Source organism: Mucilaginibacter rubeus (assembly GCF_003286415.2).
Taxonomy (GTDB): Bacteria; Bacteroidota; Bacteroidia; order Sphingobacteriales; family Sphingobacteriaceae; genus Mucilaginibacter; species Mucilaginibacter rubeus_A.
In genome coordinates this window covers 5884892-5910531 of record NZ_CP043450.1, presented here as the reverse complement: position 1 = coordinate 5910531, position 25640 = coordinate 5884892, and the positions used below count along the sequence as shown (strand labels likewise).

The window sequence follows — 25640 nt, the reverse complement described above, 5'->3', positions numbered from 1 at the left end:
ATAACAGATCATGAAAAAATACACATATACGATATTGGCTTTTTTACTTTGCTGGACAACGGCATGTAAAAAGCTGGATACCCTGCCTCCAAGCATCGTTAAAGATGCCGACGTTTTTTCGACCGCTGCGGGAATTCAGGCCTACATGTCCCGCCTGTACAGTGAATTGCCTATTGAAGATTTCAGGTATTCGCCCGAAAGAGGTTTAAATATGTTCTGGATCATCAGCCCTACCAGTGCGACTACCGGTGAGGCCTTAAGCCGCGACCAGAACGGATCAATGCAGGAAAACACAGGTCTTTCAACCTGGGGCGATTGCTACAGGGTTATCAGGGATGCCAACTACTTTGCTGAAACCCTGCCTAAATATGCAAGCAACTTTACTCCTGATCAGGTAAATAACTGGTTAGGTGAAGCACGGTTTGTGCGTGCGGCTACTTACTTTGCCCTGGTTAAACGTTACGGTGGTGTGCCACTTGTTGATAAAGTGCTTAACTACCCAGAGCAAAGCATCGAGGAATTAAAGATCCCTCGTACCTCTGAAGAAAAGATCTATGATTTCATAGGCACCGACCTGGATTATGCTTTCACCAATTTGCCTGAAACTAACCAGGCAGGCAGGGCAAATAAATATGCGGCTGCCGGTTTCAAATCAAGGGCGATGCTTTATGCAGGTACAGTAGCTAAATATAATAACATCTCGTTGGTTGACGCCAGCGGCAACAGGCTTTGCGGTATTCCTGCAGCAAAAGCGGTTACCTACTTTAAAGCAGCTTATGATGCAGCGGTGTTAGTAGACGGTAAGTACAGCTTATACAAAAAAGCATGGGCAGCCGGCGATAAAAACGCGCAATACCAAAACTACGTAAACATGTTTTTTGATGCTTCAAGCCCCGAAAACATATTTGTACGCCAGTATCACTACCCTGAATCGGTACACGGCTATGACGCCTATAACGTGCCACGCCAGTTAATGGGGGCTAACGGTTACTCATCAGAAGTTAACCCAACGCTTGACTTTGTGGAAATGTTTGACGGTCTCCCTAAAAACGCTGACGGTACTATTAAAACTACAACCGGTGGCAAATATGATTTGTACACTAATACCATGGACCTGTTTGCCAATGCCGAGCCAAGGTTAAGGGCAACCGTGGTTTTTCCGGGCGATATTATGAAAGGTGTAAGCATCGAAATCCGCAGGGGTATTTATACAGGTTCTTCGGCAGGAGGCATTAGTCCGTTGTTGCCTGCAGGTTCAACTGCTCACTATCCTACAGATAACATTGTACAATCTGCTAATGCCAGTCAAACCCCGTACAAATTGCCAAATGGTACAACCATGAACCCTGCCGGTTTAAGTGGTTATTTTACAGGCGATGGTACCAACTCTGTTTCTGGTTTCTCTATCCGTAAGTACATTGTACCAGACAAACCGACATCCGAAGTACTGGAAAACCGTTCTGATCAAACCTGGATCGAGTTACGTTACGCCGAAGTATTGCTTAACCGTGCTGAGGCTGCGGTAGAGCTGAACGCGCTTGGCCAATCTGATAAGAGCTATGTTCAGGATGCGTTTACTCAGATCAACCAGATCCGTGAGCGCGCCGGTGCCGATCTTTTAACCGGTACTGCAGGTGTAACCATCGACGTGGTACGTAAAGAGCGTAAAAAAGAGCTTGGTTTTGAAAACAAACAATACTGGGATATGCGCCGCTGGAGAGTTGCAGACAAAGAGCAAAACAGCACTATTTACCGTACGCTGATGCCTTTCTATTCGGCTAATGACAATAAGTACTTCTTTGACGCCCGTTTAGATGAGCGTAATTCACGTTACACATTTGATGTGCGCTGGTACTACGAGCAGATTCCGCAGGGCGAGATCCAGAAAAGCCAGAATTTAATTCAAAATCCGGGTTATTAATTTATAGAGAGAGATGAAAAAACTATTTTATAGCATAGCATTAAGTGTATTGGTTGCTGCAGGCAGCTCATGCAAAAAGGTTGATAATTATGCCGCCCCTAATGTTACCTTAAAAGGTACTGTAACTGATGCCGGTACCGGTAAAAGTTTACAAACAGAGCAGGGTTCAGGCACCCGTATCAAATTGTTGGAGATAAGCTGGAGCGCTAATCCTACTCCATTCTACATATCTTCTTACCAGGATGGCACTTATCAAAACACCAAACTGTTTGCCGGCAAAAACGTAATTTCGGCCGAGGGCGCTTTTGTGCCATTGGTACAAGTTGACGATGCCGGTAAAACCATTGTTGATAAAAGCCAGACGGTTGACGTTAAGGACGTAACTACCGTGAATTTTTCGGTTGAGCCGTTTTTAAGAATAGAATGGGTAGGCGATCCTGTTTTAAATGCCGATGGCACCATCACCACCAGCTTTAAAATTACCCGTGGTACTGCCGATGCTAATTTTCAGCAAAACGTGAGTGACGTTGCGGTATTTATTAACTCAAACAACTACGTTGGCAATAATAACTACGATAATCGTTATACGCCTAAATTGAGCGGTAACGATGCAAATAATACCATCGGAAAAACGGTTAGCCTTACTACGCTTGGCGGGGCGCTGCCAGGTAAAAGGAGCTATTTTGTACGTGTAGGTGCAAGGATCTCTTATGGTCTTAATTATTACAACTATACCGACGTTAAAGAGGTAAAGGTTCCGTAAAAATAAATAATACCTGTGTGAGGGAGGGGCCGTGGGAGTGGTTCTCTCCCAAACACAGTTTTAACAAAACACAACTATGAAAAACACGCTACTTTTTTGTTGCGGACTTGCATTTGCTGCCGGGGCTTTTGCACAGGAAACTAACCCGAAGCCGGCATCGCTGAAAGAGAAAACAGCTTTTCAAACCAGCAGCCCATGGCGGCCTGAGATTGATGTGCGCTCGGATATTGCTATTGTTTATGGCACTAATGATCATCCTAACATGACCTTTGAGCAACGCGTTAAATCATGGCGCGACCGCGGTTATGATGTAAATTTCATGACCGGTATTGCCTGGGGCGATTACAAAGATTACTTTTTGGGTAAATGGGATGGTAAAAACCATCTTGGTGTAGGACAGGTAACACAAAAAGGGGATACCATTTTCCATGGTAAGGATATGCCTTATGTGTGTCCCGATGATTCGTTTATCGAATACATGAAAACCGCCGTGGTAAAAAGGGTGATTGACGTAGGCATCACCAACATTTTTTTAGAAGAGCCTGAATTTTGGGCCCGTGCAGGTTACAGTGCAGGCTTCAAAGAGCAATGGCAAAAATATTACGGCTTCCCGTGGAAACCACAGGATGCATCTGCTGAAAATACATACCTATCAAATAAGCTAAAATATAACCTGTATTACGAAACTATAAAACAGGTATCATCATACGCCAAAGAGTACGGCAAAAGCAAGGGCATGAAAATTAAAGTGTTCATTGCAACGCACTCGCTGGTAAATTACTCGTCATGGCAAATTGTTAGTCCGGAAGCAAGTTTGGCTTCATTACCGGGTATCGATGGCTATATTGCCCAGGTATGGACAGGCACCTCACGTGAGCCTACATATTTTAACGGCGAAAGAAAAGAACGGGTATTCGAGAATGCGTTTCTGGAATATGGTTCGGTGGTATCAATGACCGCGCCAACAGGCCGCAAGGTGTTTTTCCTTACCGACCCGATTGAGGACCGTGTGCACGACTGGAGCGATTACAAGCGTAACTACCAGGCTACCTTTACCGCCAAATTGTTGTACCCAATGGTTGCCGACTATGAAGTAATGCCATGGCCGGAGCGGATCTACACGCATCCGTACCCGGTATTGGGAACTAACGAAAAAACACTGATCCCGCAGTTTTATTCAACCCAGATGCAGATCATGGTGAACGCGCTGAATGATATGCCCGTTTCATCAAACAAAGTTTCCGGCGTTAATGGCATTGGTGTACTGATGAGCAATACATTGATGTTCCAGCGTTTCCCTACGCATAACGGCTTTGAAGATCCGCAGTTCTCCAACTTTTACGGCCAAACCCTGCCGCTGGTAAAACGTGGTGTTCCGGTGCAAACCGTACATATGGAAAACCTTGGCTACGCGGCATCGCTAAAGAACATCAAAGTTTTGGTGATGAGTTACTCCAACATGAAACCGGTATCGGCCGAGGTTCACGAGCATTTGGCCGAATGGGTTAAAAACGGTGGCGTATTGATCTATGCCGGCCGCGATGACGATCCGTACCAATCTGTAATGGAATGGTGGGATACTAAAGGCAATAATTTTAAAGCTCCATCCGAGCACCTGTTTAAACTGTTAGGCATTAACCCAACCGGCGATGGTCAGCGTTTTGCCGTAGGTAAAGGCGCGGTTTATGTATTAAGGCAAAACCCTAAAGAGTATGTAATGCAGGCCGGTAACGATGATAGCTTCATCAAAACTGTAAAACAAGCTTACGAAAAAGATGCTAAAGGCGGTACCCTGCCATTTAAAAATAGCATGTACCTGGAGCGTGGCCCTTATGACGTAATTGCCGTCATGGACGAAAATGCAGATAGCAAACCATATACTGTTAAAGGCCCGGTTATTGATCTTTTCGATCCGAAGTTGCCGGTACTTGCCGAAAAAACTATTAATCCTGGTGAGCAGGCTTTATTATATGTGGTGAACCGTGTACCTAACAAAAAGCTGCCGAAAGTGCTTACGTCTGCTTCAAGAGTTTATGATGAGGCAACCACTGCTCACAGTTACTCTTTTGTAACCAAAAGCCCAATCAATACATTAAACAGCGCCCGGATTTTGTTACCGGCGCAACCAAAGGCAACAGTAGTTACCGATAATACAGGAAAAACCATTACTGATGTAAAATCCTCATGGGATAAATCATCAAACACATTGTACCTGGGCTTCGCCAACAGCCCCGATGGTATTAAGGTGAGCATTAAATGGTAAAAGATTCTTTTTTGAGAGAGAGTTGGTTTATGCTTCCGTACATGAAATTTCATGTGCGGAAGTTTTTTGATGTTTGGTCTGTACATTCGCTCAAAAAAATTGTCCTTGTATTGAACATCGGTTATTGAGAAAAGAAAAATAGTTCCCTCCCTTGGGAGGGGTGTGTTAGGATGTGAAGTGGCAGGGAGGGGTTATATGTCTCGCTAAGCGAATATGCATAGCAGTTAACCCCTCCCTACACCCTCCCAGGGGAGGGAATCGCGCAATCCCCCACTTTAAATTTCTTTGAGTACTAAATCATGTAATGATTTGAAAATAAAGCACCCAAAATAATAAATGAAAAAGTTACTTCTCCTGGCGTTTGCCTTTTTACCGGCAGCACTTTCGGCACAAGAAAAGGTGTCGTCACCTGCCGATCTGATCAACCCGCTCATGGGTACACAATCAAAGCCGTCGTTATCCAACGGTAATACTTACCCGGCAGTAGCACTGCCATGGGGTATGAACTTCTGGACACCACAAACCGGAACCATGGGTAACGGATGGCAGTATACCTATGATGCCGATAAGATCCTCGGTTTTAAACAAACGCACCAGCCATCGCCATGGATGAATGACTACGGTATGTTTTCTGTTTTCCCGGAAACGGGCAAACTAAAGCTCGATGAAAAAGATCGCGCCAGCTGGTTCTCGCACAAAGCCGAAACTGCAAAACCATATTACTATAGCGTTTACCTGGCCGATTATGATGTAACAACAGAAATTACACCTACCGAGCGTGCTGCAAGTTTCCAGTTCACTTTCCCTAAAAGTGACAGTTCGCACATTGTAATTGATGCTTTTGATAAAGGCTCTTATGTAAAGATCATCCCTGGAGAGCAAAAGATCATCGGTTATAGTGCTAAGAACAGCGGTGCTGTACCGGCTAATTTCAAAAACTACTTTGTTATTTATGTAGATAAACCATTTGCGCTGGCATCAGCATGGCACGACTGGAAGAAAGATGCAGGCCAGTTGGAGTATACCGGCGATCATGCCGGCGCGGTGATCACCCTGAAAACTGCCAAAGGTGAAAAAGTTCATTTGAAAGTTGCTTCGTCATTTATCAGCATTGAGCAGGCCGAACTCAACCTGAAACGTGAATTAGGTAACGATGATTTTGCTGCAACCTGCCAAAAAGCTAAAGATACCTGGAACAAAACCCTGAGCCGTTTGAACGTTGAAGGTGGCACCATCGATCAAACCCGTACTTTTTACAGCAGCCTTTACCGTATGCTGTTTTTCCCTAACAAAATGTACGAGGTTGATGCTAACGGACAAAATGTACACTACAGCCCGTTCAATGGAAAAGTTGCACCGGGATACCTTTTTGCCGGTACCGGTTTCTGGGATACTTTCAGGGCGCTTTATCCTTTCCTGAATTTGGTTTACCCATCTATCAGTAAGGAGATGCAGGAAGGCCTGATCAATGATTATAAAGAAGGCGGTTGGTTGCCTGAATGGTCGAGCCCTGGTTATGCAGATTGTATGATCGGTAATAACTCGGCGTCGGTAGTTGCTGAAGCTTACCTGAAAGGCCTGCGTGGTTATGATATCGAAACTTTATACCAGGCGCTTAAACACGGTGCTAACAACGAAGGCCCTAATGCAACCGGTCGTCGTGGGGTTCAATATTATAACACTTTAGGTTACGTGCCATACAACGTAAAAATCAACGAAAATGCTGCCCGTACTTTAGAGTATGCTTATGACGATTTTGCGATTTATCAGTTAGGTAAAGCCCTTGGCAAACCTAAAAAGGAAATCGAAGTCTACAAAAAACGCAGCCAGAACTACCGCAACCTGTTCGACCCACAAACTAAATTGATGCGCGGTAAAAACCAGGATGGTACTTTTGAAACTCCTTTTAATCCGTTTAAATGGGGCGATGCCTTTACCGAAGGTAACAGCTGGCACTACAGCTGGGGCGTGTTCCATGATATTCAGGGTTTAATAAACCTGATGGGCGGCAAGCAACAATTTGCAGCCAAACTGGATTCGGTATTTGAAATGCCTCCGGTATTTGACGATAGCTACTATGGCGGCGTGATCCATGAGATCCGTGAAATGCAGATTGCCGGTATGGGCCAGTACGCTCATGGTAATCAGCCAATTCAACACATGATCTATCTTTACAATCACGCAAACCAGCCATGGAAAACTCAATATTGGGTTCGTGAAGCCATGAACAGACTTTACAGGGCTACACCAGATGGTTATTGCGGTGATGAGGATAACGGTCAAACATCTGCATGGTACATTTTCTCGGCCATGGGCTTTTACCCGGTAACCCCGGCCAGCGACCAATATGTATTAGGTGCCCCGCTATTCAAAAAAGTGACTGTTAATTTAGAGAACGGTAAAACCATAACCATCAACGCGCCAAAAAACAGCGACGAAAACAGGTATGTAAATACACTTACAGTTGACGGTAAACCATACAGCAATAACTGGTTAAGCCACAAAGGTTTGTTAAACGGCGCCGTGCTTGATTTTGATATGCAGGCCACTCCGAACAAAGACCGCGGTACAAAAGATGCCGATGTGCCTTATTCAATGAGCAACGATAAAGAGAAATAAAAATTTCCCCTCTTGAGAGGGGGCGCGGCGGGAATGAGCGATAGCAGGGGTGTGTTTGTACGATTTAAGTATCATCGCAAAAACACACCCCTACACCCCTCTCAAGAGGGGAATCGCGCATTCCCGCCTTTTTTATTTATATAATCCTCACTCCGCCTTTTTCCTGAATGCCGCCCAAACATAAAACGGGATCCCTGCCAGTAATAATAAAAAGCCATAATAAACAGCTTCCTGTCCGGCACCGGCTATAGCCCAGAGTGAATATCCGAATGCCAATATAGCCAGCATGATAGCGCCAGCCCAACCGCCTGCCTGCGGGGTTTTTCTTACCCTTATAACAAGGTAAGCCGCTGCCGACAACAAGTAAGGGATCAACACACTTAGTAATGAAAGCAGCAGCAGAAATTTAAACTGTGCCACCAGGCCCTTGGTGTAATTCATGGTCATGAACAGCGATACCATAATACTGCTGATAATGATACCCATATAAGGTACGCCCTTTTTATTAGTCCGGCTGAAAATGGGAGGGAAGAGCTTGTCTTTTGAAATGGCATAGGGCACTTGTCCCTGCAATAATGTCCAGCCGTTAAGTGAACCAAAAGCGGCTATGGCAATACCGGCGCTTACCCAATACCGGGCATTGCTGCCATAAATGATCACGGCGGTATCGGCATATGGGGTAAGTGATTTTTGCAACTGTGCCGCCGGGATAATACCAATAACACTTACACTACCCAGGATATAAATAAATGTAGTGATGAGCAGCCCGAGCATGGTTGCCCTGGCTACCGTTTTTTCGGGATTGGCTACACTTCCTGACGGCACGGTGGCGCTTTCAATGCCAATGAACGCGAACATCGTCATTGTAGCTGTAGCCTGTAACGCGCTTATGATGCCGCTACCGCTGGTGTTAAAAGGGCTGAAGTTTGCAGCTTTAATAAAAAACAAGCCGCCAATAGCCACTAACAATAAAGGCAATACTTTTAGAATGGTGGTAACAAGTTGAAGTTTTCCCCCTGCTACAACACCCAAAGTGTTAATATAGGCCAATAGCCATATAGAACACAAACCGGTTGCTACCGCGATAAAACTGCTGCTGCCCAACACCGGAAAAAAGGTACTTAAAGCGCTAACAAAGGATATGGTGATAGCAGCGTTGGCGCAGGCTACCGCAAGATAATATCCCCAGGCCACTAAAAAACCTATAAAGTCGCCCAGGCCATCACGGGTATAGGCGTATGGACCGCCGGTAGCATGCGGTAGTAATTTGCTCAGGTTACTGAAAACTTTTGCCAGGAAAAATGAACCTATTGCCGAAAATACCCAACCCAGCAAGCCAATACTCCCAAATGACGCCATAGCAGCCGGCATCAGGAAAATACCTGCACCTATCATGTTACCAATCACCAGCGAGGTGCTGGTCCACAGGCCTAATTTGTTTTTTTCGGAGAGCGTTTCGGGCATGAATATCTGTTTTGTGAAAAGATAAGATTTTTACCGGTGCGAATATCAAAAAAGATTTCGAGGCCGGAATGTTGGATTAAACCGGTGTTGCCTGCTCTTGAACCTTATTCAGCATAAAAAATAAAATCTTACCTAAACATTTACCGTCGAAATTGCTTTTATAGCAGGATGTTGCTTTTTAAGCGATGGCTCCGTTTTTGCATTAACCTGTTCGCATCAAAAATGAAAAACAAAAAAACAGTGACCGGCGTGATGCTGGTGCTCTGCGCGCTTTTAGTGATCAGTTTTAAAAACGTCGGCAAAAAAAGTGTTCTGCCTGCCAAGGATACCGCTAATGCCGGTTTGTTCCTGCCCGGTAAGTTTAAAGCTGTAACCGTAGTTGATAGTTTAGAAGGTCGCGCCCGCCATATCGCCGTTAATACTAATGGCGATGTTTACGTAAAGCTCCGTTTTCCTGATTCTGTTGGTGGCAACGTTGCCCTGCGGGATACTAATGGGGATGGCCATGCTGATATCATTAAAAAATTTGCCAATTATGAAGATAAAGGCCCGTATGGTACCGGGATGCGGGTGCATAAAGGTTATCTGTATTTTAGTTCGGAGGTTAATGTCTATCGCGTAAAACTAAATCCGCGAACACTGGTACCAGATGCTCCGCTCGAACTGATATTGCATGACGCCACAGCTCCGCATGAACATGATGCCAAACCGCTCGCTTTTGATAATGCAGGGCATATGTACGTAGCGTACGGTGCGCCATCAAATGCCTGCCAGGTGCAAAACAGGGTTCCTGGTTCAAAAGGGATTAAAGGCTGCCCGTTATTGAAACAGTACGGCGGCATCTGGCAGTTTGATGAAGCTAAACCCAATCAAACACAGGCTGATGGCATTCGGTATGCCACAGGTTTGCGAAGCGTAGTGGCTATGGATTGGAATACCGCCGATAGTTGTTTGTATGTTGTAGCCCACGGTCGCGATGATCTGCGTTTACAGTTTCCTAAAATATTCAGTGCCTGGCAAAGCGCGGTACTGCCTGCCGAAGAGTTCATCAAAGTAAAAAAGGGTACCGATGTAGGCTGGCCATATTATTATTATGACCCTATTAAAAAGAAAAAACTCCTGAACCCGGAATATGGTGGTGATGGGATAAAGGCAGGCAACGGCGCAAAATATACGCAGCCCATTATGGCTTTCCCGGCGCATTGGGCCCCCAACGATTTGTTGTTTTATACCGGCAATCAGTTTCCGGCGAGGTATAAGAACGGGGCTTTTATCGCTTTTCACGGCTCAACCAATAGGTCGCCTTACCCGCAGGCCGGTTTTTTTGTATGCTTTGTGCCTTTTAAAAACGGAAAGCCCTTTGGGCCTTGGGAGATATTTGCTGATGGCTTTACCGGGAAAAATACAGTAGTGAGCGTAAGCGATGCTAAGTATCGGCCAATGGGTTTGGCCATGGGGCCTGATGGTTCACTGTATATCAGCGAAACGGAAGAAGGTAAGATTTGGAAGATCTCGTACACGGGTAATAAAGCGTCATTCGGTAAAGCCGAGCTTGCCAAAATGGAACTGCGTAAAAAGCTGCCCGGCTTCAGGCTTCCTGATGTTTTAAAAAGCGATTTGCAAACAGGAATGCTGAAAGGCGGCGCTAAAGTATATACCACCTATTGCGCCAGTTGCCATCAAAAAAATGGTAAAGGCGATGGCAATATGATCCCGCCGCTCAGCGGGTCGGAATGGGTTACCGGTGGTAAGTTTATGGAAAAAGACCTGGCTATAAGAGTGGTGCTGAATGGCCTGGAAGGGCCCATAAAAGTGAAAAATCATCCTTATAACAGCGCTATGCCTAAGCATAATTTTTTAAGCGATGCTGATATTGCGGCGGTGCTAACTTATATCCGCAATAATTTTGGTAATAACAGTAGCCTGGTTACTGCCGCCGAGGTTAAAAAGGTGAGGGAAGAGAAGTAAATAAATCAATACATAAGCCAAATACCCGCGGACTTATTGCTATTAAAGCTATTTTAGGGCCGGGCAACCATTGTTTGCTTTAACCTTTAATAAGCCATGAAAAGTTTTGTCCATTCAGTAACCGCTTTCGTTTTTTTGCTGGGTATTGTCCTTGCATTTGATAGTAGTGCGCAAACAGTTGCAACCAGGGTATCGGGTGGATGGATCAGGGGCATAGAGGAAGGGCCGACCTTAGTATTCAAAGGTATTCCGTATGCCAAGCCTCCTGTTGGTGCGTTACGTTTTATGCCGCCGCAACCCATGACCTCGTGGAAAGACACGCTTTCGTGCGAAAAGTTTGGCAGTCCGGCATCACAAGGCGGCGGTCAGGGCGGATTGAAAGGGAGTGAAGATTGCCTGTCTTTAAATGTATATACACCTACAACATCAAAGGAAGCCAAACTTCCGGTACTGGTTTGGGTGCATGGTGGTTCGCTTACGGGCGGTTCGGGTATGGGTATGAATGGTCACGCCTTTGCCGATGACGACAGCGTTGTAACGGTGACCATCAATTACCGCCTCGGTGTTTTTGGTTTTATGTATTTGGGGGATGTAAACAAAGCTTATCAATCATCGGGTAATAACGGCCTGCTTGATTTGATCATGGCCCTTAAATGGATCAAACAAAATATTGCCGCTTTGGGGGGCGATGCCGCTAAAGTTACTGTAATGGGCGAATCGGCCGGTGCTAAACTTACCAGCGCTTTGTTGGCAACACCACAAGCTAAAGGCTATTTTAACCAGCAGATTTTGGAGAGTGGCGCGGTGCAATGTATCCGCGATTCGGTCACTGCTAAAGGCATCAGGCAGCGGCTAATGACCCAGTTGGGTGTTACCAAACCTGCCGATCTGCTTAAAATATCCGCCGAAAAACTTATTGCAGCACAGGCAGAAATTAGCAATGGGGCACAGGGTACCAATTATTTTGGCCCGGTGATAGATGGCTCGGTTATTTCAGAAGATCCGTATCAATATATCCGCAAAAACAAGAATGATAAAGTACGCTTCCTGATAGGTACCAATAAGTTTGAGAGCAAAATGTTTATGGGTTTTGATAAACGACTTAACCATCCTGATAGCACGGTGCTGTATGGTTGGTTTGGCGATAACTATCGCTACGTTTTATCGAACTTTGAAACTGAAGCAAAAAAACAGGGTGTTGATAGCGCTGCCATAAAAGTACTTACCCAATATATGTACCAGATGCATAGTTACCGGTTGGCTAATGCGCTGTCGAGGGCGGGTAATCATACCTGGATGTTCCGCTTTGATTATAAGCGCGATGGTACAGGCGCTACCCATGCAGATGAATTAGGCTATGTATGGTTTTTACCCGGAAAGAATAACTTTAACCCGGCAGAATTGAAACTGGCACAACAGATACACCAAAACTGGGTAAACTTTATCAAAGGCAAAGCTCCCGGCGATGTAAACGGTGCGCCATGGCCGCATTTTGTAGCTGGCGAAAACAATATCATGGTTTTTGATTCCGCTTCGGGCCCGGCACAGCTCAGCAATGTTTATAATGATAAAACCAGTCCTTCCTCATGCTTTGTTTTGAAGTAAGGATTGTTCTCTGGTAAGCTCAGACTTCCTTCGCTCCAATTATAAGTTAGGCAAGCGTCCATGACAGCGGACTGGAGGATTTAGTGTAACCCTGGCTTGTGTTTAATGATTTGATTGTCAGGTGTTTGCTTTGAATGGAGCGAATTTCTGTTAACCCTGTTAACCCCCTATTGTTGGTCTAAGTCAGCGGCTATGGAGCCCACGCTTACTTATTAAAAGTATTACGTGGGTATAGGCCTCAATCAAAGTTAACAGTCAGGCATCGACGCTTGGCTGTATGCGCTATTATAAACAATTAATGACGTAATATGGGCTTTTAAAACCCACTTGTGAATATCGTCGTATACAGCCTTGAACTGTTGATAAAAACATAGCCTAATTAAAATCTGGTTAATATATTAATAACGTATATGCAAGATGCTTAAAGAGTTTCATAAATTTTGTGAGATAATTTGAGTATTATTGCTGTTACTTAATGACACCCCTACGTTAAATGGCTGATCCAAATTTCACGGCATATTACGGCCGTATAAAATATACCCTGACCTTTTTTTTGCTGTTTATTTTAGGGGCTTCGCTTAATTTATCTGCACAGATCTCCGATTCCCGATTCAGGCATATCAGTAATGAACAGGGGCTTTCAAATAGCACCATCAATTGCATTTTTCAGGATAGTCGCGGCTTTATGTGGTTTGGCACCCGCGATGGCTTAAACCGTTATGATGGGTCAAAGGTGATCATCTACCAAAATAATCCTGCCGATAAGGCAAGCATAAGCGATGGCTTCATTAATTGTATTTATGAAGATGCTGATCACAAGCTTTGGATAGGAACCAATTATAATTTGAACAAGTTTGATCCCATTACCAATAAGTTTTCGGCAAGTGGGTTTAAAAATATAACAGTTACCGCTATTACTGCTAAAGATGACAGTCATTTATGGATCGGTACACAAGGTAATGGCATCAGTTTGCTTGATACACGTAATGGTAAAGCTGTTCGCGTAAGCAATGCCGGGCTTAGCTGCGATACTGTTAATACGCTTTATAAAGACGCTAAGGGCAACTTATGGGTTGGTACGCGCCATGGCCTTTGTGTATATGATGCTGCCAAATCGGTATTTAAACCTTTTGCAACTAACACTCCGGTTGCCGGCTGTGATATTACTTCCATCACTGCCGATAAGGCCAATAACATTTGGATAGGCACTAACGGACAGGGCGCAGCAACATTCGATGCGCAGGGTAAGCATTTCAAATTATTTGTTCATAATGACATGGACAACGGCAGTCTGTCGGGAAACATGGTGCTGCAAGTACTTTGCGACAGGGATGGCGAAATCTGGATAGGAACTATTAACCAGGGCATGAACTGGTATGATGCCAAAACCAACAAGTTTGTAAAATATTTCCCACGGCCCGAAAATACTGGCAGCCTTTCAAATACTACCGTTTCGGCAATTTATGAGGATGTGCAGCACGATCTTTGGATAGGCACACATCGCGGCGGTATAAACCTTTATACCGCCGAAACAGATAAGTTTAAACTGTACAGGCAGGGCATCAATGAAAGTACCTTAAGCTATAATGATGTTAAGGCCTTTTTTGAAGATAGCCGCGGCAACATTTGGGTCGGTACCGATGGCGGTGGGCTGAACCTGTTTAATCGCAATACTGAGCAGTTTCGCCAGTATAAGTTTAACCCGTATAATGCGTCAAGTATCTCAAGTAATGCCATACAGGATATAGCCGAGGATGGGCAGGGCAATATCTGGGTTGGTACCTGGGGCGGAGGAATCAACCTGATGGACCCGGCAACCGGTAAGTTTACCCGTTTTAAAGCCAACCCGGCTGATCGAAATGCCGTAAGCTCAGATTTTATGCAGCGGATGCTGTTGGATAGCCGTGGCAATTTTTGGGTAGCCACTTATTTTGGCGGTCTCAATTTACTGGATACCAAAACGCACAAGTTTGCCCGGGTGCTTAAAGATCCGGATGGCAAAACCTCATTTGAAGGGAACAACGTTGTTTCGGTAGGGGAGGATAAAGATGGTAATGTGTGGTTTGGTACCGATGATGGCGGCCTTAATTGCTATAATCTGAACACGCGCCGCTTTTCTCATTATTTTGATCACGAAAAAAAGAAAACGGATTCGCGGGTAATTTTTACTGATAGCAAAGGCCGGGTTTGGATAGGTATGGCAGGCTTATACCTGTTTGATAAAGCGCACAATAAATTTAACCTGTTTACTGATAGAGGTAATTTAAGCACTGATTTTATTAAAGGGATCACCGAAGATGAAAAACATAACCTCTGGATTTCTACATCAACAGGGATCAATCGCCTAAATCCTGAAACCGGCGACAATAAGCAATTTAATACTTATGACGGCCTGCAGGGTACCGAGTTTGAAGCCAATGCCTATCTTAAAACCCGCGATGGGGAAATGTACTTTGGCGGCGTAAAGGGCTTCAACAGGTTTTATCCCGAAAAGATAAAAGCCAACGCGTTTATCCCACCGGTTTATCTGACCGATTTTCAGTTGTTCAATAAATTGGTATTGCCGGGCGGCAAAGATTCTTTACTGAAAGCAGATATCGGCTTTACCCATAAAATAACGCTTAACTATGATCAATCATCTGTAGCTTTCAACTTTGTGGCGCTTAATTACATTGTAAGCCGCAACAACCTGTATCAATATAAATTGGATGGCCTGGATAAAGAATGGGTAAAAGCAGGAATGGAACGAAGGGCTACTTATACCAACCTTGATCCGGGAACATATACTTTCCACGTAAAAGCATCTAATAACGACGGCGTTTGGAACAATACCGGAGCATCAGTAATGATTGTGATCACTCCGCCGTTTTGGGTTAGGTGGTGGTTCAGGCTATTGGTGGTGTTATTAATCATATTAGCCGCATATAGCTTTTACGCCTATCGTATCAATACTATTCAAAAGCAGAAAGCCCATCTCGAAAAACTGGTGCAGGAGCGTACGCGCGAGGTAGTTCAAAAAGCAAGCGAACTCGAGGTAAAATCAAATGAACTGCAGGATGCTTATGAGGAACTGCAGGCGCAGTCTGAAGAGTTAAAAACCCAGTCGGAAGAGTTGCAGGTACAGTCTGAACATTTACATGAACTTAATGGCCAGTTAGTTGAGCAAAAGGAGCAGGAGCAGCAAGCTCGTGAAGAGGCTGAAAAAGCCAACCAGGCCAAGAGCATTTTCCTGGCTACCATGAGCCACGAGATCCGTACGCCAATGAATGGGGTTATAGGTATGGCCTCGTTGCTTGCCGAAACCAAACTTGATTATGAACAGCGGGAGTATACCGATACCATTATCAGTTGCGGCGAAGGCTTGCTGAGCGTGATCAACGATATCCTTGATTTTTCAAAGATCGAATCGGGTAAGATGGAGGTGGAGCATGAAGATTTTGACCTGCGCCATACTGTTGAAGAGGTGATGGATATTTTTGCGCAAAGGGCCGCCCAGCAAAAAATAGACCTTATTTATCAAATTGATGCTGATGTACCGCTGTATATTGTAGGTGATAGTCTCCGGATTAAGCAGGTGCTTATCAACCTTATCAATAACGCCATCAAGTTCACATCAAAAGGCGAGATCTTTATCAAAGTATTTTTGATAGAGCAAATTGGCCAGGAGGCAGAGATTGGGTTTAGTGTTAAAGATACCGGCATTGGTATTCCCGAAGAAAAGATCTCGCGCCTGTTTAAAGCATTCTCTCAGGTTGATTCATCAACTACCCGTAAATATGGAGGTACCGGCCTTGGTTTGGCTATTTGCCAAAGACTGGTGAATTTAATGGGAGGTGATATTTCGGCTGCGAGTATCTATGGTGAAGGATCGGTGTTTAGTTTTTCTATCAAAACCGTTAAGAGTAAAAATCCTGTACGGACACCATTGGTTTGTGACTTGGCGGCTTTAGCAGGCTCACGTATCCTGATAGTTGATGATAACAATACAAACCTGTTCATCCTTAAAACGCAGCTCGAACATTGGAAGCTGGAACCTGTAACGGCATCGTCAGGCCCCGAAGCTTTGGCCGTACTTAATAAGGATAACAGTTTTAAGCTGTTGATAACCGATATGGAAATGCCTGAAATGGACGGCGTTGGCCTCGCAAACCAGGTGAAAGTCAAGTATCCGCAACTGCCTGTTGTGATGCTGAGTTCCATTGGTGATGAAACCAAAAGCAAATTTCCTGGGCTGTTTTCATCCATATTGGTTAAACCAGTTAAGCAGCACCACCTGTGCATGAGTATTCAGAAAGCGTTTAACCAGGATAACACAGCAACAACCGAAGTTGCAGCTAAGAGTGTATTGTCGGCCGATTTTGCTAAGGATTACCCGCTCCGGATTTTGGTGGCCGAAGATAACCCGATAAATCAGAAACTGATAGAGCGCGTATTGGGTAAATTAGGATATCAGCCCGATATAGCTTCCAATGGTGTATTTGTACTGGAAAAACTTGACGAAAAATATTACGATATCATTTTAATGGATATCCAGATGCCCGAATTAGACGGCCTGGAAACCACAGCCCAGATTCGCGGACGAGGCGGAAATCAGCCATACATCGTGGCCATGACGGCCAACGCTATGCAGGAAGATCGTGAAATCTGCATGCAAGCCGGTATGGACGATTATCTTTCAAAACCAATGCGTCTGGAAGACCTGGTAACGATATTGCAAAAAGTACAGGTTACTGGATAAGCTGTGAAGGGTTTACTGCATAATGTCGTAGAGTTGACTCACCCGGTCTGTGCTTCGCTGGACCACCCTCTCTATCCTTCGGATAAAGAGGGTAGAAAAAAATAAAAAATCCCCTCTTTACGCTTAGCGTAGAGAGGGGATGACGAGCGCAGCGATTTCGGGGTGAGCCAACGCAATTTAATCGTCGAGCAGCTCGCATAAATAACCATGCTTTTTAAGTAACTCAATAACCAATTGATGCGAAACATCGGTGCCCTCTATCCTCAGAACTTTATCGCAATCGTCCAGATCAAAATTTACATGACTATTGGTGATCCGCTTTTGAAGCAAGGCGACTAACATCGCTGCAGCTGCCGTGGTATGAACGTTTGTTTTAAAAACCTCGACTGTTGAGTTCGTGATTGCTTCCATGGCTTAGTTTGATTTAAAACCGGTAGCTTATTCCTGATTCTACAGTGATACCTGTTTTCTTCAACTCTGTTAGCGGAACACGTTTGTTCAGGTCATTAAATGGTGCCCAGTTAACTTTTTGATCTTTGTTATACAGGTCAAGCTTCTGCACAAAATTGTAACCACCGCTTATCTGTACCGAAAAGTTTTTAGCTAACTGATAGTTATAAAAAAGTGTGTTTTTATATTGCTGAACCTGCAAATAGTTAGAGCCCGTTTTTTTCGATAAACGATATGAGCCTCCGCCAATACCAAAATCACTGCTGAAGCCGATAATGCTTTTATCGCTTAACTGGTATTTCAATTTTTCGGAAACGGGTAGTGTTCCGCTTAGGCTTAGTTTTTCGCTGATCTGCCAGTCGATACCGATAACAGGGATCAATATGCTGCCAAAAAACTGACGGGAATAGCCTGCGCCAACTGAGTAAGAAAAGTTTTTTGATGTACGGATCTTAAGCATGGCGAAAGCAGAATATGAAATGTCTTCGCCCGAAACATCTTTCAGATCAGATGACAGGGTAGGTATTGCCGATACCAATAAGGCATACTTTTGCGAAAATGATTTTTGAAAAGTGATAGGTACTGAAATAGCGTAAAACTCTTTTTCACCAAATGATTGCTCCATGCCTGACAAGGTAAGTCCGCTGTAGCTAACTCCGGCAAGGAGGAAATCAAGCTTGCCGTCTTTAAAGTTATTGATCAGCGGCACACTTACCGACGCGGTAGACTGCTGTATATTCATTTTTTTATGATTAACAGTAAATGGCGAGTAAGAGTAACCGATATCGAATGAGCCGATTTTGGGTTTAAATGTAGTATCGGTGGCCTTGTTTTGCTGGGCGGTGGCGGTAAACTTTAATGATACTAAAAGGATGATTAGATAAAATGAAGATGTTGCTTTCATAGCAATTGTGTTGTTAAGACTATTAAGTGAATTTGCCCCTTAAACACGGCTGAAGCATTTTACCCCTATTGTGATCAATGATATTTTTTATGATCACGTAATCTTGAACCGTATAGTCAAATTTTTTGAACGAAATAGAAAAGCTTATTTGCCAATTATCCTGTAGTTTTGCATATTAATTGAGATGATAGAAAAAGCAGTTAAAGTACCCGACGAGTTGGTTTGCGCCCCGTATCACCACAGGGATATTAAGCTAAATGGCTTATCCATAGTAGAATCATGTACGGTTACGCATCGTAGCCGTGGCTCCATGTTCCTGGAAGATCATATGCTGCTTGTTGTTTTAGAAGGTACAAACACCATCACACATGGTAATATGGACTATGTTGTGTCAAAAAATGAGATGGTGCTGTTAAAAAAAGCCATTCAAATCAATTACGATAAGGTGGGCAACCCCGAAAAGGGAGCTACCTACAACAGCCTGATGTTTTTCCTGAAAGATGAGTTTTTGCGTGATTTTGTTAAGATGGCTAAAATTGAATCAGTGGAAACTGTTGAACCCGCAAAAGTTGCTGTAAAGCCTGTAAAGGAACGTCTGCGCAAATTTTTTGAATCGGTAGTGCCGTACTTCGAAGAACCTGAAAGTATTGATGCATCATTGATGCGGCTAAAAATGCTGGAATTGCTTTATGATCTGGTGCATGTAGATAAAAATATGCTTCAACAATTATTGCAGCTAAAGCAGCAAGTGCATGGCGATATCCGTAACGTAGTGATGGACAATTATGCCTCACCGGTATCCATTACCGAACTGGCCTATCTGTCCGGGCGCAGCTTATCCAGCTTTAAGCGCGATTTTTTTGCCATTTACCAGGTTACTCCGGCGCAATGGATCCGTGAAAAACGTTTGGCTAAGGCAAAAGAAATGTTAACGGCCGATATGGCGGTAACGGATGTTTGCTATTCGCTTGGATTTGAAAACCTTGCTCATTTTTCGCGCCTTTATAAAGCCCACCACGGTTGTTCTCCATCGGCACATCGCCCAACCGTACAAATGCAGTAAAGTGATTTGGACAGAATAGTCAAATAACTTGAACTTTATAAAATAACGCCCGCTTATTATAGTCCGCATCTTTGTATCATAAAACATTTTAATATGATACAAACAAAAGCATACGCTGCACAAACCAAAGACACAGACCTTGCACCATGGACTTTTGATCGCCGCGAAGTTGGCCCTCATGATGTTCAGTTCGATATTTTATTTTGTGGTGTTTGCCACTCCGATCTGCACCAGATTAAAGACGAATGGGGCGGCTCAATATTCCCAATGGTTCCTGGTCACGAAATTGTAGGCCGTGTAGTTAAAGTAGGCGATCATGTAAAGAAATTCAAAGTGGGCGATTTGGCCGGTACCGGTTGCTTGGTTGACTCTTGCCGTGTTTGTGATAATTGTAAAGATGGCCTGGAGCAATATTGCACCAACGGTCACTCTCAAACTTACAATGGTTATGAGCAAGACCATAAAACACCAACTTATGGTGGTTATTCAAACACTATCGTAGTTCACGAAGATTTTGTTCTCCGTATATCTGATAAGCTTGATCTGGCTTCGGTAGCGCCATTATTGTGTGCCGGTATTACTACTTATTCACCATTACGCCACTGGAATATTGGCAAAGGCCATAAAATAGCGGTTGTAGGTTTGGGTGGTTTAGGCCACATGGGTGTTAAATTTGGCGTAGCCTTTGGCGCAGAGGTAACTGTATTGAGTACTTCTGCTAAAAAAGAAGAAGACGCTAAAAAATTAGGCGCTCATCACTTCGTGGTAACTTCAGATGCGGAACAATTGAAAGCTGTTGCCGGTACTTTTGATTTCATCCTGGACACTGTATCTGCCGAGCATGACCTGAACGTATATCTTGGCTTACTGAAAACCAATGGTACACACGTATGTGTTGGCGTACCTACCAAGCCAGCCGAAATTGCTGCCTTCAGCATTATTGGCGGCCGTAAAAGCCTTGCTGGTTCTATGATTGGTGGCTTGCCCGAAACTCAGGAAATGCTTGATTTCTGCGCAGAGCATAACATTGTTTCTGATATCGAACTAATTGATATGAAAGATATCCACGCTGCTTATGATCGCATGCTGAAAGGCGATGTGCGTTACCGTTTCGTAATTGATATGGCTACTATCTAATCCAGGAACATAGGGCTTAACAAAAGGCGGTGGCTGATAGTCATCGCCTTTTTTACGTTGTGTACTGACAGAAAAAAAGGCGTTGCGGGATTTCGCGGGGCCTTTCCTGTTTTTAAAACCTACCATAAATTATCCTGTTCAATTAAATTCCGGCTACTTGTAGTTGTTTTGCCTTTATTTCTTGTCTTGCTTCAGGGTTGGATCAATTTTTACCCCAATTGTGTTTAATATGTTGATTTTAAGTGTTATATGTTTTTAAAACCTTTTAAAAAGGTGTTTAATCTTTGGTATTTAAAATATAACTCTTTAAATCTTTTTAAAAAAATTATAAAGTTTTAAGTTTTTTTCAAAAATATATTTAAGTTTAGCCAATCAATTATGAGCGTTCAAATGAAGCAGCAATTACTGCGCAACGAACTGATCAAGTTTTTTTATTACGACAACAGGCTTACGTTGGCCGAATTAAGTCGTCGGTCGCACAAAAGTTTACCCTTGATAACCAGTACGGTTAACGGGCTTATTGAGGATGGTTATATACAGGATAATGGCCTGGCAGCTTCAACCGGTGGGAGAAGGGCCTCGTCGTTTCAGTTAAATGCCGAAAAGCAGCGCTATATAGTTGCGGTAGCGGTAGATCAGATGGTGACCCAGGTGGTTATCTACGACCTGATGAACAATGTTAAGATTGGGCTTCAAAAAAAGGAGCTTGTGTTGCATGATAACCCGGCCCTAACGGAAACGTTCATCGTCTTTTTAAAGGATTATATATCCGGTTCGGGGATTCCGTTGAGCCAGATACTGGGAATAGGGATTGGTATGCCGGGGTTTGTAAGCGCCATAAAAGGTGTAAATCACACCTTTTTTAAGCTTGGGGGCAATGTGACTTTAAAAGACCATCTGAGCAAAGAGCTGGGTTTACCGGTTTTTATTGATAACGACTCCAGCTTAATTGCTTTAGCAGAGCTGAAGTTTGGTGCCGGGAAAGATTTGAAAGATGTGCTTGTTGTTAACATTGGCTGGGGTATTGGTTTGGGGATGATTGTTAACGGCGGCTTGTTCAGGGGGCATAGCGGATATGCAGGTGAGTTTAGCCATATCCCTTTATCGCAAAGTAATAAAATGTGCTCATGCGGAAAAAGAGGGTGTTTGGAGGTGGATACCTCGCTGGTGTTTATGATTGAGCGGGCCAAAGCCGAGATGGATTCGGGCGCAAGTTCAAGCATGGAGCAGGTTTATAAAACAACCGGGAAGTTACCGGCCGATCTGTTCCTAAACGCGGCAAAATCGGGTGATCCGCTGGCTGTTTCTGTTCTTTCTGATGCTGCTTTTTTGGTTGGTAAGGGGATATCAACATTGATTCATATCATGAACCCGATGCTTATCGTGTTAAGCGGGAGAGGAGCAGTAGCCGGAAAGATACTGATGGCTCCCATTCAGCAGGCAATCAATGAGTTTTGTATTCCCTGGTTGGCAGAGCAGACAGAGATACAGGTATCAACAGTAGCAACAAACGCAGAGCTTTTAGGAGCGGCTACACTTGTAATAGAGAACTGCGATTTTAATTAGGATTTACAACAAAATCAAAATAAACCAACACAATTTCTATACTTAAAACAAAACAAATGAGACAAATCTACTTAAGGTGTTTCGCTTTCTTGTTGTTTAGTGTGATCACAATGACAGCGTATGCACAAAAAACAGTTACAGGGACAGTAACTGAGAAATCCGGCCAGGTATTACCCGGTGTAAGTGTTGCCGAAAAAGGCACCTCTAACGGAACAACCACCAATGCCGATGGTAAGTACAGTATTAGAGTTAAGCAAGGCGCGGTACTTACTTTTTCATTCATCGGTTTCAAATCAGCAGAAGTTACTGTAGGCACACAGGCCGCAATTAATGTTACGCTTGACGAAAAAGAAAACGCGCTTACCGAAGTTGTAGTAACGGCACTTGGTATCAAAAGAGAGAAAAAATCCCTGGGTTATGCCGTTCAGGAAGTTAAAGGTGAAACTTTAGCTGCCACAAAAGAATCCAACTTTGTAAACGCATTATCAGGTAAAGTTGCCGGTTTACAAATTACCCGTTCAGGTAACGGTCCGGGTGGTTCGTCAAAAATTACATTGCGTGGTAACAACTCTTTAACGGGTTCAAACCAACCGCTGATTGTAGTTGATGGTGTTCCGTTGGATAACTTTACAGGTGCGACAAATAATGATTACTACAACCCGTCGCTGGATATGGGTAACGGTTTGTCGGATATCAATGCTGAGGATATTGAAAGCATGAGCGTTTTGAAAGGCCCTTCGGCAGCGGCTTTGTATGGTTCAAGGGCAGGTAACGGTGCCATTTTGATCACCACCAAAACAGGTAAAGCACAAAAAGGCCTGGGCATTACCATTTCATCATCAATAGGTGTCGAAAGCATTTTTGCACGTCCGGGTTTACAACAGGATTTTGGCCAGGGCAACAACAATGCTTATTCAAGTACAGTAGCCAGCAGCTGGGGCCCTAAGGCAACCGGACAGGATGTGAAAAAATGGGACGGTACAACTGCTCCTTTGCATACCTATGATAACATTGCAAACTATTTTGCTAAAGGCTTAAGCTCAAACCAAAGCATCTCGTTCCAGCAGCAGTACAAATCAACATCTGTTTATACTTCATACAACAGGCTTGATGATAAAAGCATTATCCCCGGTGCCAAGCTGATCAGGAACAACTTAACAGGCCGTACCGTAAGTAAATTTGGTGAAGGCGATAAATGGACTGTTGATACCAAAGTGCAATATATTAACGCTACTGCCCTTAACCGCCCGCAGGGAGGTGCAAACAATAGCAATACCTTTAATGCATTATCATTATTGCCAACATCTATTGATGTAAGAGATTTTAAAGGTCGTACTGATAACGCCGGTAATATGATCTGGTGGCGTCAAAACAACGAGATCAACCCATACTGGGCCGCGAAGTATAACCTTAACCAGGATATCAGGAACAGGTTTTTACTCAATGCGTCTATCAAATACCAATTCAACAGCTGGTTAAATGCTGAGTTAAAAGGCGGTGCTGATACTTATACTACTAATACCGAAAGCCGTACCTATGCAGGTATTACACCAACATCAACCGGCTCTTACGGCTTAGGCAAAAGTAACTTTACCGAAACTAACTACAGCGGTTTATTAACAGCAAAGAAAGATAACATTTTTGGCAAATGGGGAGGTACCGCTACATTGGGTGGTAACTTGATGAACCGTCAGGCATCTTCATTAAGTGCAAATGCAAACCCACTGCAGGTTCCTAACTTATTTTCAATCAATAACGGTACAACCAACCCTACTGTTAACCAAAGTGTGGCAAATCACGATATTTATTCAGTTTACGGTTCGTTAGGTTTAAATTATGATGGATATTTCTTTCTTGACGGAACATTCAGAAACGACTGGTCATCGGTATTAAATGCTGCTAACCGTTCTTATTTCTACCCGTCAGTTAGTACCTCGTTCCTGTTTACCGAGTTGATGACTAAAAATGGTAGTACTTTACCTTCTTGGTTAACCTATGGTAAAATCAGGGGATCGTTTGCCTCTGTAGGTAATGACATGGATCCTTACCAGTTATATAATGTTTATACCATTGGTAAAGACCCTAACGGAAATACAACCGCAAGTCGCGGTGATGTGCTTTTTGATCCTAACGTACGTAGCGAGCTGATCAAATCATATGAGGCCGGTTTGGAAATGCGCTTCTTTAACAGCCGTTTAGGTTTTGACTTTGCCTTATACAAATCAAACGCTACAAGGCAGTTAATTAACCTGCCTATGGATGGTTTAAGTGGTTACACAGCCAGGAAAATCAACGCCGGTGATATCCAAAATAAAGGTTTGGAGTTAATGGTTGACGGAAAGATCCTTACCGGTCAGGGTTTCAATTGGAATACCACTGTCAATTTTTCTATCAACAGAAATACCATTAAATCTCTTACTTCGGACGTTACTCAGTATGCTTTGGGTGGTTTTGATGATTTGTCTGTGGTTGCTCAAACCGGGCAGCTTTACGGCGAAATAATTGGCTCGCGTTTATTGAGGGTAAAAGATGCAAGCAGCCCGTATAATGGCCAATTATTATTGGACGCTAACGGCTTACCACAGGTAGATCCGGTAAAAACCAAATTAGGCAATCAGCAGGCATCAAGCTTATTGGGCGTTACCAACACCTTCTCATACAAAAATTTTGATCTTTCATTCCTGGTAGATGCCCGTTTTGGTGGTCAGATTTTTTCAGGAACAATAGCACACATGGAAGCTACCGGTACATCTAATAAAACAGTTATAAACGGCGACAGGCCAGAAATGCTGGTTGATGGTGTTGTGCTAAATCCAACTACCAATCAGTACGAAAAAAATACTGTTAAGGCTTCTGCGCAAAACTACTGGGCTGTAGTAGCGGGTCATGGTAACATGGGTGTATCTGAAGCTAACCTTTATGATGCATCTAATATCCGCCTCAGAAACGTGCAATTAAACTATAACCTGCCGCAAAAATTTGCACATAGCATCGGTATGCAAAGGGCAAGAGTAGGTGTATCTGCCAACAACGTATGGCTTATTTCAAGTCATATGAACGGCATGGACCCTGAGTCGTCATACGCAACAGGTACTAATGCAACCGGTTTCGAAAACGGCAGTTTCCCTACAACCCGTACCATTCTATTCAATTTAACGGTAGGTTTTTAATTTAACAGG

General features: G+C 43.7%; 14 protein-coding genes. 11 read left to right on the top strand and 3 right to left on the bottom strand.

All coding sequences use genetic code 11. From position 1 onward, the window contains the following. Positions 1-10 precede the first annotated feature (10 nt). The 4 genes from DEO27_RS23585 (at position 11) to DEO27_RS23570 (ending at position 7566) form a co-directional block, all read left to right on the top strand. On the top strand, positions 11-1921 hold the full coding sequence (locus DEO27_RS23585) for a RagB/SusD family nutrient uptake outer membrane protein (RefSeq protein ID WP_112575699.1): 1911 nt from the start codon (positions 11-13) through the stop codon (positions 1919-1921). Between the two features lie 13 nt (positions 1922-1934). After that, positions 1935-2684 (top strand): DUF3823 domain-containing protein, encoded by a 750-nt coding sequence (locus DEO27_RS23580; RefSeq protein ID WP_112575700.1) that lies wholly within the window; start codon positions 1935-1937, stop codon positions 2682-2684. 76 nt (positions 2685-2760) lie between these two features. Then, positions 2761-4947: a hypothetical protein gene (locus DEO27_RS23575; RefSeq protein ID WP_112575701.1), complete on the top strand. Its 2187-nt coding sequence runs from the start codon at positions 2761-2763 to the stop codon at positions 4945-4947. A gap of 336 nt (positions 4948-5283) precedes the next feature. Beyond that, complete coding sequence (locus DEO27_RS23570; protein WP_112575702.1) at positions 5284-7566, top strand: GH92 family glycosyl hydrolase; 2283 nt, start codon at positions 5284-5286, stop codon at positions 7564-7566. Between the two features lie 147 nt (positions 7567-7713). Here DEO27_RS23570 and DEO27_RS23565 read toward each other — a convergent pair whose 3' ends face one another. Further along, positions 7714-9030, bottom strand: coding sequence for an amino acid permease (locus DEO27_RS23565; RefSeq protein WP_112575703.1), 1317 nt, complete (start codon positions 9028-9030; stop codon positions 7714-7716). A 222-nt stretch (positions 9031-9252) separates the two neighbouring features. Between DEO27_RS23565 and DEO27_RS23560 the strand changes: the two genes are divergently transcribed. The 3 genes from DEO27_RS23560 (at position 9253) to DEO27_RS23550 (ending at position 17341) form a co-directional block, all read left to right on the top strand. Next, the gene (locus DEO27_RS23560; protein WP_112575793.1) at positions 9253-10998 is read left to right on the top strand and encodes a c-type cytochrome; all 1746 of its coding nucleotides are present in this window, start codon (positions 9253-9255) and stop codon (positions 10996-10998) included. Positions 10999-11094: 96 nt separating this feature from the next. Beyond that, positions 11095-12603, top strand: a complete 1509-nt coding sequence (locus tag DEO27_RS23555) for a carboxylesterase/lipase family protein (RefSeq protein WP_112575704.1) — start codon at positions 11095-11097, stop codon at positions 12601-12603. Between the two features lie 493 nt (positions 12604-13096). After that, a complete protein-coding gene (locus DEO27_RS23550; RefSeq protein WP_112575705.1) occupies positions 13097-17341 on the top strand; it encodes a hybrid sensor histidine kinase/response regulator in 4245 nt (1414 codons plus the stop codon). Positions 17342-17518: 177 nt separating this feature from the next. On the opposite strand, the gene DEO27_RS23545 is transcribed toward DEO27_RS23550, so the two are convergent. Next, positions 17519-17752, bottom strand: coding sequence for a hypothetical protein (locus DEO27_RS23545; RefSeq protein WP_112575706.1), 234 nt, complete (start codon positions 17750-17752; stop codon positions 17519-17521). A 13-nt stretch (positions 17753-17765) separates the two neighbouring features. Further along, on the bottom strand, positions 17766-18695 hold the full coding sequence (locus tag DEO27_RS23540) for a DUF6268 family outer membrane beta-barrel protein (RefSeq protein WP_112575707.1): 930 nt from the start codon (positions 18693-18695) through the stop codon (positions 17766-17768). A 184-nt stretch (positions 18696-18879) separates the two neighbouring features. On the opposite strand from DEO27_RS23540, the gene DEO27_RS23535 reads away from it, so the two are divergent. From DEO27_RS23535 to DEO27_RS23520, 4 genes are all read left to right on the top strand, one after another. Continuing rightward, on the top strand, positions 18880-19758 hold the full coding sequence (locus DEO27_RS23535) for a helix-turn-helix domain-containing protein (RefSeq protein ID WP_112575708.1): 879 nt from the start codon (positions 18880-18882) through the stop codon (positions 19756-19758). Positions 19759-19851: 93 nt separating this feature from the next. After that, entirely contained in the window at positions 19852-20895 is a 1044-nt protein-coding gene (locus DEO27_RS23530) for an NAD(P)-dependent alcohol dehydrogenase (RefSeq protein ID WP_112575709.1), read from the top strand. A gap of 378 nt (positions 20896-21273) precedes the next feature. After that, a complete protein-coding gene (locus DEO27_RS23525; RefSeq protein WP_112575710.1) occupies positions 21274-22461 on the top strand; it encodes an ROK family protein in 1188 nt (395 codons plus the stop codon). Between the two features lie 110 nt (positions 22462-22571). Next, positions 22572-25631 carry a SusC/RagA family TonB-linked outer membrane protein gene (locus DEO27_RS23520; protein ID WP_223818035.1) on the top strand — a complete coding sequence of 1020 codons (3060 nt, stop codon included), beginning with the start codon at positions 22572-22574 and terminating at the stop codon, positions 25629-25631. Positions 25632-25640 lie beyond the last annotated feature (9 nt).

Bases quoted from the DNA above. Each gene is read 5' to 3' on its own strand.
- DEO27_RS23585 (WP_112575699.1), top strand. From the start codon at position 11: ATGAAAAAATACACATATACGATATTGGCTTTTTTACTTTGCTGGACA.
- DEO27_RS23555 (WP_112575704.1), top strand. From the start codon at position 11,095: ATGAAAAGTTTTGTCCATTCAGTAACCGCTTTCGTTTTTTTGCTGGGT.
- DEO27_RS23520 (WP_223818035.1), top strand. From the start codon at position 22,572: ATGACAGCGTATGCACAAAAAACAGTTACAGGGACAGTAACTGAGAAA.
- DEO27_RS23575 (WP_112575701.1), top strand. From the start codon at position 2,761: ATGAAAAACACGCTACTTTTTTGTTGCGGACTTGCATTTGCTGCCGGG.
- DEO27_RS23540 (WP_112575707.1), bottom strand. From the start codon at position 18,695: ATGAAAGCAACATCTTCATTTTATCTAATCATCCTTTTAGTATCATTA.
- DEO27_RS23570 (WP_112575702.1), top strand. From the start codon at position 5,284: ATGAAAAAGTTACTTCTCCTGGCGTTTGCCTTTTTACCGGCAGCACTT.
- DEO27_RS23525 (WP_112575710.1), top strand. From the start codon at position 21,274: ATGAGCGTTCAAATGAAGCAGCAATTACTGCGCAACGAACTGATCAAG.
- DEO27_RS23580 (WP_112575700.1), top strand. From the start codon at position 1,935: ATGAAAAAACTATTTTATAGCATAGCATTAAGTGTATTGGTTGCTGCA.
- DEO27_RS23535 (WP_112575708.1), top strand. From the start codon at position 18,880: ATGATAGAAAAAGCAGTTAAAGTACCCGACGAGTTGGTTTGCGCCCCG.
- DEO27_RS23565 (WP_112575703.1), bottom strand. From the start codon at position 9,030: ATGCCCGAAACGCTCTCCGAAAAAAACAAATTAGGCCTGTGGACCAGC.
- DEO27_RS23560 (WP_112575793.1), top strand. From the start codon at position 9,253: ATGAAAAACAAAAAAACAGTGACCGGCGTGATGCTGGTGCTCTGCGCG.
- DEO27_RS23550 (WP_112575705.1), top strand. From the start codon at position 13,097: ATGGCTGATCCAAATTTCACGGCATATTACGGCCGTATAAAATATACC.
- DEO27_RS23545 (WP_112575706.1), bottom strand. From the start codon at position 17,752: ATGGAAGCAATCACGAACTCAACAGTCGAGGTTTTTAAAACAAACGTT.
- DEO27_RS23530 (WP_112575709.1), top strand. From the start codon at position 19,852: ATGATACAAACAAAAGCATACGCTGCACAAACCAAAGACACAGACCTT.